This is a genomic window from Amnibacterium kyonggiense (genome assembly GCF_004364555.1).
Classification (GTDB): Bacteria; Actinomycetota; Actinomycetes; order Actinomycetales; family Microbacteriaceae; genus Amnibacterium; species Amnibacterium kyonggiense.
Window position 1 is genome coordinate 364,958 of record NZ_SOAM01000003.1, and the last position, 9,104, is coordinate 374,061.

The window sequence follows — 9,104 nt, forward strand, 5'->3', positions numbered from 1 at the left end:
TCCGGGGGGAACTGGTGCGCCGTCGGCTGGGTGACCGGACGGGAGCCCGGCTGGGTGACCGGGGGTCGGACCAGCGTAGGGATCGCGGCGTCGCCGCCGCAGACCCCACTTGGGGGGAGCACGCCTCCCCCAGCGGCGCGCGGAGGCCGTTCCCTAGGCTGCTCCGGGTGACGAGCACCGCCCTTCTCACCGACCGGTACGAGCTCACGATGCTGGACGCGGCGCTCCGCGACGGCACGGCTCTGCGCCCCTCGGTGTTCGAGGTCTTCTCGCGGCGCCTCTCCGGCGGCCGGCGGTACGGCGTGCTGGCCGGGACCGGACGAGTGCTGGACGCCGTCGAGGCGTTCCGATTCGGTGACACCGAGCTCGACTGGCTGCGCACCGAGGGCGTCGTCTCATCGCGGACGCTCGACTGGCTCGCGGACTACCGGTTCTCCGGCTCGATCAGCGGCTACCGGGAGGGCGAGCTCTACTTCCCCTCCTCCCCCGTCCTCACGGTCGAGGGGACCTTCGCGGAAGGCGTGATCCTCGAGACGCTCATCCTCAGCATCCTGAACGCGGACAGCGCGATCGCGACCGCCGCCGCCCGCATGGTGTCCGCGGCGGGCGAGCGCCCGCTCGCCGAGATGGGGTCCCGGCGGACGCACGAGCAGGCCGCGGTCTCGTCCTCCCGCGCCGCCTGGATCGCGGGGTTCTCGGCGACCTCGAATCTCGAGGCCGGCCGCACCTGGGGCGTCCCGACGATGGGCACGGCCGCGCACGCGTTCACGCTGCTGCACGACAGCGAGGAGGAGGCGTTCCGGGCGCAGATCGACGCGATGGGCGCCGGCACGACGCTGCTCGTCGACACCTACGACGTGATGGCCGCGATCGAGACGGCGGTCCGGCTCGTCGGCAGGGACCTCGGCGCCGTCCGCATCGACTCGGGCGACCTGCCGGTGGTCGTGAAGGCGGTGCGCGACCGGCTCGACGAGCTCGGCGCCACGAGCACGAGGATCACCGTGACGAACGACCTCGACGAGTACGCCATCGCCGCGCTCGCGGCGTCCCCCGTCGACTCGTACGGCGCCGGCACGCGCCTCGTCGGCGGCTCGGGCCACCCCACCGCCGGCTTCGTCTACAAGCTCGTCGAGCGCGCCGACGTGGACGGCTCCATGCGCCCGGTCGCGAAGAAGTCCGTGGAGAAGGCGGGGAACGCCGGGCGGAAATGGGCGTTCCGCCTGCTCGAGGACGGGGTCGCGATTCAGGAGCGGATCGTCGTCGCGGACGCGGAGCCGGAGGTCGCCGGCGCCCGCGACCTCGTCGTGCCGCTCGTGGTCGACGGTCGGATCGACCCCGCGTTCACGGGCACCGCGGGCGTCCGGGCCGCACGCGAGCACCATGCCCGCGTCGTCGCGGAGCTCCCCCAGGTCGCCATGCGCCTCTCGGGCGGCGACCCCGCGATCCCGACCGTCCTCGCCTGACTCGGGTCAGCGCAGGCGGTCGTAGATCTTCTTGCAGTCCGGGCAGATCGGGAACTTCTCCGGGTCGCGGCCCGGGACCCAGACCTTGCCGCAGAGCGCGCGCACCGGCTTGCCGGTGACGGCCGACTCGACGATCTTCTCCTTCTGCACGTAGTGCGAGAAGCGGTCGTGGTCGCCGTCCTCGGTGATCTCGCCGTTCAGCAGCTCCTCGAGCTCGCGGTCGAGGGTCGACGTCCCGCCGCCGGGATCGGTCACGGAGTCGCGCGCCATGCCGACCAGGGTAGGGCGAAGCGCGCCGGCGGTGGTGCGATCGAACCGATCAGGCGCGGAGGGCTGCGGCGAGGATCTCGGGGCCGCGCCGCTCGAACACGCGGCCGCCCCACGCCGTCCCGAGCCGGAGCACGAGCGCGCCGACCACGAGCCCGGCGGCGAGCGATCCCCACGCGGCGGCGGTCGAGCCCTGCACCGCGAGCAGCCCGAGCACGATCGCGGGCGCCGAGAGCACGAGCTGGAGCAGGAACAGCACGGACTGCACGACGGCGGCGAGCCCGCCGGTCGAGTTCGGTTGCTGGAACGGGGAGGAGCCCGGGCGCGGCACGGGGTACGGCATCAGCGCGGAGCTCACCCCGCCGATCCCCATGCCGACGAGCAGGAGGCACACCGCCACCCCGATGAGCGGCGCGGCGAGCAGGAGCCGGCCGGCGACCGCGGCGCTCACGAACGAGCCGGCGACGAGGAGCGGGAGGCCCACGACGAGCACCGGCGCGAGCCGGCCGAGGCGGTCGTCGACGCCACGCACCCCCGCGGCCACGTGCAGCCAGATTGCCGTGTGGTCGTAGGCGATGTCGTTGTGCGTCGCCCAGCCGAGGAACAGCGCGACGACGGGCACCGGGATGAGCGCCAGCACCGGGCGATCGACGCCCGCGAGCCCGAGCACGAGGACCAGGACGATCGGCGTGACCGGGATGCTGATCGCGCTGACGCGGTACCGCACGTCCCGCGCCCAGTAGGAGGTGGCCCGGGCCGCGATCGCGCCGCGCGGCGAGGCGGGCAGCCGGCCGAACCAGCCGATCCCCGCGAGCGTCTGCGGCTTCGCCTGCCGTCCCGAGGACACGAGCGCCACGCCGACGAGCGCCCGCCAGACGAGGCCGAGCACGACGACGGTCACGACCGCGATGAGCAGCTGCAGGGCGCCCGCGGCGCTGCCGCTCGCGACGCTCGCGGGCGCGGCCCAGGCGGCGCCGAGCGGCGTCCAGGCCAGGACCGCCACGACCGACCCGATCGCGGTGAGCGCCCGCCGTCCGAGCTCGAGGTTCGTGAGCACCACGACCAGCGGGGCGAGGAGGGAGATCCCGATCACGAGGACGGCGGCCACCGTCTCCCGCGAGCGCCTCGTCGAGAGCAGCAGCCCGGCGCTCGTCGCCGCGATGCGCGAGAGGAGCACGCAGGTGAGCACGATGATCGGCACGCTCACGAGCGCCACGAGGGCGGCGAGCGGCGAGCGGGACCAGGTGGCGACCGTGGCGAACGCGACGAGGAGGAGCGCGAGCCCCGGCACGCCGACGACGCCGGCGACCGCGAGCCCGATCGCCAGGCGGGTCCGGTCGAGGCCGAAGAGCGCGAAGCGGCGCGGGTCGAGCGTGTCGTCGATCCCCACGAAGATCGGCACGATCAGGAAGGCGAGCACCGCGAGCGAGCCGCCGCCGATGACGACGGCCTCCGAGATCGGGGCGGGCGCGAGACGGAGGGCGACGAGCGTCACGACGAGCATCAGGGTGATGCCGGCGCCGTAGAGGAGGGCGAGGACGAGGCCCACGACCTGCCAGGGGCTCCGCCGGAACTGCCCGACGAGCAGCCGCAGCTTGAGGCGGACCAGGACGGCGGTCATTCGGTGAAGGAGTGCAGCCACTCCATGCCCGCGGCCGCGCGCCGGCCGCCGGCGAGGGCGACGAAGCGCTCCTCGAGCGACTCCCCCGCCCGCACCTCGTCCGTCGTCCCCTGGGCGAGCACCCGGCCGCCCACGATGACGGCGACGTGGTCGCAGACGCGCTGGATGAGGTCCATGCCGTGGCTGGAGAGCACGACCGTGCCGCCCGCGGCGACGTAGCGCTGGAGGATCTCGACGATGTTCGCCGCCGACACCGGGTCGACCGACTCGAACGGCTCGTCGAGCACGAGGAGGCGCGGCGAGTGGATCATCGCGGCGGCGAGCGCGATCTTCTTCGTCATGCCCGCGGAGTAGTCGGCGACGAGCCGGCCGGTCGCGTCCTCGAGCCCGAACGCGGACACGAGGTCGGCCGTGCGCTGCCGCACGGTCGCCGCATCGAGGCCGCGGAGCACGCCGGAGTAGTGGAGCAGCTGCGCGCCGGAGAGCCGGTCGAACAGCCGCAGCGCATCGGGCAGCACGCCGATCGCGCGCTTGGCGCGGTCCGGTTCGGCCCAGACGTCGATGCCGTGCACGAGCACGCGGCCGCCGTCGGGACGCAGGAGCCCCGTCACCATCGACAGGGTCGTCGTCTTGCCCGCGCCGTTCGGCCCGACGATGCCGGTGAAGGAGCCCGCCTCGACGGCGAGATCGATCGCGTCGACCGCGACCGTGTCCCCGAACCGCTTCGTCAGGCCCTCGATCGCGAGCACGACCTCCGGTCCGTCCGGCTCCCCCGCGGCGTCCGAGCCCGCCGCCCGCTCCCCGGACCGGGTGCTGGACTGGGGGAGCTCCGGCGCCGTCACGCCGTCGACTGTATCGACCGGTCGATCCGCTCGGGCGGCGGGTCCGCGTGGCACCGGGGCCCCGCCCGCGTGTCGATTACCATCGACCGTCGGCGCCGCGGCCGCCGCAAGCACCCGATCCGCCGCGTCCGAGGACCTCTGTGACGACTGCCGTCTCCGCGCCGCGCGCCGCTCGTCCGGCGAAGCGCACGTCGTACTGGGCGCGCTACCGGCATTCGCTGTGGCTGCTCACCACGCGCGACCTGAAGGTCCGCTACACCACGAGCCGGCTGGGCTACCTCTGGTCGATCATCGACCCGCTGCTGATGGCGCTGATCTACTGGGCGATCTTCGGCTTCGTCTTCCCGCGCCGCGCGGACCTGGCCCACGAGCCGTACATCATCTTCCTGCTGTGCGCCGTGCTGCCGTGGACGTGGTTCAACGGCAACCTGTCCGACGCGACGCGCGCCTTCCGGCAGGAGGGCAAGCTGATCCGCTCGGTGAAGATCCCGCGGAGCATCTGGATCCTGCGGCAGATCGCCTCGAAGGGCATCGAGTTCCTCATCAGCCTCTCGATCATCGTGGTCTTCGCGCTCTGCTACTTGAAGGCGCCGAGCCCGATGCTCGTGGTCTACCTGCCCGTCGCGATCGCGCTGCAGGTGCTCCTCACGGTCGGCTGCAACTTCATCATCGCGCCCCTGTCCGTGTTCTACCGCGACCTCGAGCGGGTCGTGAAGCTCGGCCTCCGCGTCCTGTTCTACGGCGCGCCCGTGCTCTACCACCCCTCGATCGGCAACCCGGTCCTGCACTTCCTGTACGGGCTCAACCCGCTCGCGGGCATCCTCGACCTGTACCGGGGCTGCTTCTTCCCCGACATCGTCGACTGGGTCTACGTCGCCGAGGGCACCGTCGTGTCGGTGATCCTCTTCACGATCGGCGCGGTCGTCTTCCGCCGGTCGGTCCCCCGAGTCCTCAAGGAGCTCTGATGGCCGCTCCCGTCATTTCCGTGGACAACGTCGGGGTGCGCTTCCAGCGCGACCGCGGCCGCAAGCGGAGCCTGAAGGACATGCTCGGCCGGAAGGAGCTGCGGCAGGCGCCCGACGAGTTCTGGGCGTTCCGGAACGTGAGCTTCGACGTCGCCGAGGGCGAGTCGATCGGCGTCGTCGGCCGCAACGGCCAGGGCAAGTCGACGCTGCTGAAGATGGTGGCCGAGGTGCTGATCCCGGACGAGGGCTCCGTCGCGGTGCGGCAGGGCGTCGCACCGCTGATCGAGATCACCGGCGGCTTCGTCGACGACCTCTCGGTGCGCGACAACGTCTTCCTCGCGGCGGGCCTGCACGGCAAGTCGAAGGACGAGATCGCCGACGAGTTCGACGACATCATCGAGTTCGCGGAGATCAAGGACTTCGTCAACACCCCCTACAAGCACCTGTCGAGCGGCATGAAGGTGCGCGTCGCGTTCTCCGTGATCGCCCGGCTGGACGAGCCGATCCTGCTCGTCGACGAGGTCCTCGCGGTCGGCGACCGCGGCTTCCGGAGGAAGTGCTACGCGCGCATCGAGGAGATGCTCGCGGAGGGCCGGACGATGTTCTTCGTGTCGCACAACGACGGCGACCTGAAGCGCTTTTGCCAGCGCGGGATCTACCTCGACAAGGGCAAGCTGCAGTACGACGGCCCGATCGACGAGGCGTTCGACCGGTACACGACCGACTACGCCTGAGGCCCGCCGGGCGTCAGGTGGTCGGCAGCGGCTTCTTCGCGAACCAGAGCTCGTAGACGTCGCCGTCCGCCTCGGTCGGCTTCAGCTCCAGCGTCTTCTCGTCGTCCGGCTTGTCCAGACCGAGCCGTGCCGCGACCTCCGGCAGCGCCTGCAACGGCTTCCCGCCGTCGATGAGCTCCCCGACCTGTCCCGGGTCCAACCGGATGTCGTAGGTCTTCGCGATCCACGACCGCACCGCTGCGCGCTCGTTCCCGAGCGTGCGGAAGCCGATGCCGGCGAGCCAGCCGGTGCCGACGAGCGCGACGACGGCGAAGACCACGACGAGGGCGATCACCGGCGTGCGCCGGGGGGACCGCCGGAGGTTCGGCGCGAAGACGATGGGCAGGCAGATCACGATCGTCGCGGCCAGCAGTGCGAGGAGCGCCGGCACGAACACGACGTTCTGGTGCGGGCCGAAGTACGGGATGGTCAAGCGGGCCTCTCGGGCGGATCGGGTCGTCCCCTCCGGGACCGCCCGACGGTAGCACCGGGCTGACGCCCGGCTGCCGTTCGGCACGGCTTCCTAGGATCGCGTCCACCATGAGCGCAGATCACGAGGGCGACGACGTCGCATCGGGCTGGACGAAGCAGGGCTTCGACCGCCTCCTGTCCGTGCACCGACCGGTCGTGCTCGCGCACCTCCGGTCGATCCGGAAGCACAACCCCACCGCGTCGCCCGACGAGGTGATCCGGATCCTGGAGAAGCGCTACGTCGCTGCGGTGACCGCCGGCGGCGCCGCGACGGGGGCGGCGGCCGTCGTCCCGGGTGTCGGGACGATCGCGGCGCTCGGCATCAGCGGTGCCGAGACGGTCGGCTTCCTCGAGGCGAGCGCGCTGTTCGCGCAGTCGGTCGCGGAGGTGCACGGCGTCCCCGCCACCGATCCCGAGCGGTCGAGCACGCTCGTGATGGCGCTGATGATGGGCCCCGCCGGGGCGAGCATCGTGCAGCAGTTCGCCGGCGAGGTGACCGGGAACGGCAAGCCGCGCGGCGCCTACTGGGGCGAGCTCGTGACGAAGCGACTGCCCTCGACCATGCTGAAGGGGCTCACCGACCGGGTCCGGAAGAGCTTCGTGCGCCGCTTCGCGGCCCGACAGGGCACGAGCATCGTCTTCCGCGCGGTGCCGTTCGGCATCGGCGCCGTCGTCGGCGGCGCAGGCAACCGCATCGCCGGGAGGCGGGTCGTGTCGGCGACGCGCGACGCGTTCGGTCCGGCGCCTGCGACGTTCCCCGACGAGGTGCGCCTCCCCGACCCGCCGCAGGCCGTCGCCGGCTGATCCCGGGCCGTCAGAGCTGGAGCCAGAGGAACTGCAGCGGGCCGAGCACCAGGTCCGCCCACAGGTCGACCTCGACGTCGGTGACCAGGTCGTGCGCCGTCGCGGGCATCGCCGCGAAGGCCTCCGCGGGCACGACCCGCTCCTCGTCGGACAGGTTCGCGAGCACGAGGACGGCGCCGTCGACGCCGGGCCGCTGGTACCCGAGCACGTGCGGGTCGTGCGCGTGGAAGCCGACCAGCGCACCGCCCGCGAACTGCGAGGTCTGCCGCCGCACCCGCGTCAGCCGCCGGATCCCCTGGTGGATCGCCCCGGCGTCGGTGTCCTGGTCGTACCGCTCCGCGTAGCGCGCCGCGGGATACGGCGGACGGTGCACCCAGCGGCTGTCGCCCGCGTGCTCGGGGACGGCGAGGTACCCGTAGTCGTTCAGCTGGCCGACCTCGTCCCCGAGGTAGAGGAGCGGCACCCCGCCGGTCGAGAGCGCGATCGAGTGGGCGAGCAGCACCCGCTGCACGCCGTACCGGTCCCCCGCCTCGACGCCCGCGAGCGAGGCCGTCGTGCCCGAGACGCGGGCGTCGCCGGTCCGCGGGTTCTCCTGGAACGGCACCCCGCGGGCGAAGGAGCCGGGGAACCGGTCGACGTAGAAGGCGTTCAGGAAGCGGCGGTGGTCGAAGCCGTCGATGCCGAGCTCGGCGGCGTCCTCGTCGGCGAAGGTCCAGCCGATGTCGTCGTGGCTGCGGACGTAGTTCACCCACGCGGTGCCGGCCGGGATCGCGTGCCGACGCTCGAGCGCCTGCGAGAGCAGCGCGGCGTCGCGGGTGGCCAGCGCCTCCCACGTCAGCGCCATCTGCAGCGGGTTGTACGAGAGCTGGCACTCCTCCGGGGAGATGTACTCGGCGACCTGGTCGGGGTGCACGATCGCCTCGGACTTGAAGAGCACCCCGGGCGCGGCGATCCGGCAGACGGCGTTGAAGGCCTTGATCAGCACGTGCGCCTGCGGGAGGTTCTCGCACGCGGTGCCGAGCTCCTTCCAGATGAACGCGACCGCGTCCATCCGGAGGACGTCGACCCCCATGTTCGCGAGGAAGAGCATCTCCCCCGCCATCGCCGTGAAGACCGCCGGGTTCGCGTAGTTCAGGTCCCACTGGAAGTGGTAGAAGGTCGACCAGATCCACCGTCCGTCGGGCAGCTGCACGAAGGACCCGCGGTGGTCGTCCGGGAACACCTCCCGCGTCGTCGCCTCGAACAGGTCCGGCATCGTGCGGTCGGGGTAGATGCGGTAGAAGTCGGCGTACGCCGGGTCGCCCGCGACGGCGCCCACGGCCCAGTCGTGCTCGTCCGAGGTGTGGTTGAAGATGAAGTCGACCACGAGGGAGATCCCGGCCGCGCGCAGGTCCGTCGCGAGCGAACGGAGCTGCGCCATGTCGCCGAGCGCCGGATCCACCTCGCGGTAGCTCGAGACGGCGTACCCGCCGTCGGAGTCGCCCTCCGGCGAGCGGAACAGCGGCATGAGGTGCAGGTAGGTGAGCCCGAGCTCGCGGAAGTACGGGATGCGCGCGCGGACGCCCTCGAGGTCCTCCGCGTACCGGTCGACGTAGCAGACGCCGCCGAGCATGCGGTTGCCCTGGAACCAGTCCGGGTCCGCCTCCCGCGCAGCGTCGAGGGCCCGCAGGTCGTCGGGCCGCTCGGCGGCCGCGCGCGCGATCGCCACGACGAGACCGGCGAGCTGCTCGAGGCAGTCGCCCCGCTCGCCGTACACGTCGGTGAAGTGCTCGAACAGCCGGGCGAAGTGGCGGTCGAGCCGGCGGGCGAACGCGTCGTCGACCGCGACCTCCGCCTCGGCGAGCCGCCGGTCCACATGGCTTCTGGCCGCCACGGCCTGCTGCGCGAGCGAGAGCATC

The 9,104-nt window shown here is 72.4% G+C and carries 9 protein-coding genes; 4 read left to right on the top strand and 5 right to left on the bottom strand.

Going from position 1 to position 9,104, the window contains the following annotated elements; translation table 11 throughout:
* Positions 1–167 precede the first annotated feature (167 nt).
* A complete protein-coding gene (locus CLV52_RS15025; protein WP_281276093.1) occupies positions 168–1,463 on the top strand; it encodes a nicotinate phosphoribosyltransferase in 1,296 nt (431 codons plus the stop codon).
* A gap of 6 nt (positions 1,464–1,469) precedes the next feature.
* Here the strand turns inward: CLV52_RS15025 and CLV52_RS15030 are convergent, their stop codons facing one another.
* From CLV52_RS15030 to CLV52_RS15040, 3 genes are read right to left on the bottom strand one after another with little or no spacing between them, the layout of a single operon-like run.
* Positions 1,470–1,733, bottom strand: a complete 264-nt coding sequence (locus tag CLV52_RS15030) for a DUF3039 domain-containing protein (RefSeq protein ID WP_133767167.1) — start codon at positions 1,731–1,733, stop codon at positions 1,470–1,472.
* 49 nt (positions 1,734–1,782) lie between these two features.
* Complete coding sequence (locus CLV52_RS15035; protein ID WP_133767168.1) at positions 1,783–3,351, bottom strand: ABC transporter permease; 1,569 nt, start codon at positions 3,349–3,351, stop codon at positions 1,783–1,785.
* On the bottom strand, positions 3,348–4,193 hold the full coding sequence (locus CLV52_RS15040; RefSeq protein ID WP_211342715.1) for an ABC transporter ATP-binding protein: 846 nt from the start codon (positions 4,191–4,193) through the stop codon (positions 3,348–3,350). Before CLV52_RS15040 ends, CLV52_RS15035 begins: the two co-directional genes overlap by 4 nt.
* A 140-nt stretch (positions 4,194–4,333) precedes the next feature.
* Between CLV52_RS15040 and CLV52_RS15045 the strand changes: the two genes are divergently transcribed.
* Together CLV52_RS15045 and CLV52_RS15050 are read left to right on the top strand one after the other, a co-directional pair.
* Positions 4,334–5,158 (top strand): ABC transporter permease, encoded by an 825-nt coding sequence (locus tag CLV52_RS15045; RefSeq protein ID WP_133767169.1) that lies wholly within the window; start codon positions 4,334–4,336, stop codon positions 5,156–5,158.
* Positions 5,158–5,892, top strand: a complete 735-nt coding sequence (locus CLV52_RS15050; RefSeq protein ID WP_133767170.1) for an ABC transporter ATP-binding protein — start codon at positions 5,158–5,160, stop codon at positions 5,890–5,892. Before CLV52_RS15045 ends, CLV52_RS15050 begins: the two co-directional genes overlap by 1 nt.
* Before the next feature lie 13 nt (positions 5,893–5,905).
* On the opposite strand, the gene CLV52_RS15055 is transcribed toward CLV52_RS15050, so the two are convergent.
* Complete coding sequence (locus tag CLV52_RS15055) at positions 5,906–6,364, bottom strand: hypothetical protein (RefSeq protein WP_133767171.1); 459 nt, start codon at positions 6,362–6,364, stop codon at positions 5,906–5,908.
* A 107-nt stretch (positions 6,365–6,471) separates the two neighbouring features.
* Here CLV52_RS15055 and CLV52_RS15060 point away from each other — a divergent pair, with 107 nt between their 5' ends.
* Positions 6,472–7,206 carry a hypothetical protein gene (locus tag CLV52_RS15060; RefSeq protein WP_133767172.1) on the top strand — a complete coding sequence of 245 codons (735 nt, stop codon included), beginning with the start codon at positions 6,472–6,474 and terminating at the stop codon, positions 7,204–7,206.
* A gap of 10 nt (positions 7,207–7,216) precedes the next feature.
* Here CLV52_RS15060 and CLV52_RS15065 read toward each other — a convergent pair whose 3' ends face one another.
* Positions 7,217–9,103, bottom strand: coding sequence for an alpha-amylase family protein (locus CLV52_RS15065; RefSeq protein ID WP_133767173.1), 1,887 nt, complete (start codon positions 9,101–9,103; stop codon positions 7,217–7,219).
* Between the last annotated feature and the right edge of the window lies 1 nt (position 9,104).

Coding starts and splice junctions, on each gene's coding strand:
- CLV52_RS15030 (WP_133767167.1), bottom strand. CDS start 1,733: ATGGCGCGCGACTCCGTGACCGATCCCGGCGGCGGGACGTCGACCCTC.
- CLV52_RS15035 (WP_133767168.1), bottom strand. CDS start 3,351: ATGACCGCCGTCCTGGTCCGCCTCAAGCTGCGGCTGCTCGTCGGGCAG.
- CLV52_RS15050 (WP_133767170.1), top strand. CDS start 5,158: ATGGCCGCTCCCGTCATTTCCGTGGACAACGTCGGGGTGCGCTTCCAG.
- CLV52_RS15060 (WP_133767172.1), top strand. CDS start 6,472: ATGAGCGCAGATCACGAGGGCGACGACGTCGCATCGGGCTGGACGAAG.
- CLV52_RS15065 (WP_133767173.1), bottom strand. CDS start 9,103: ATGCTCTCGCTCGCGCAGCAGGCCGTGGCGGCCAGAAGCCATGTGGAC.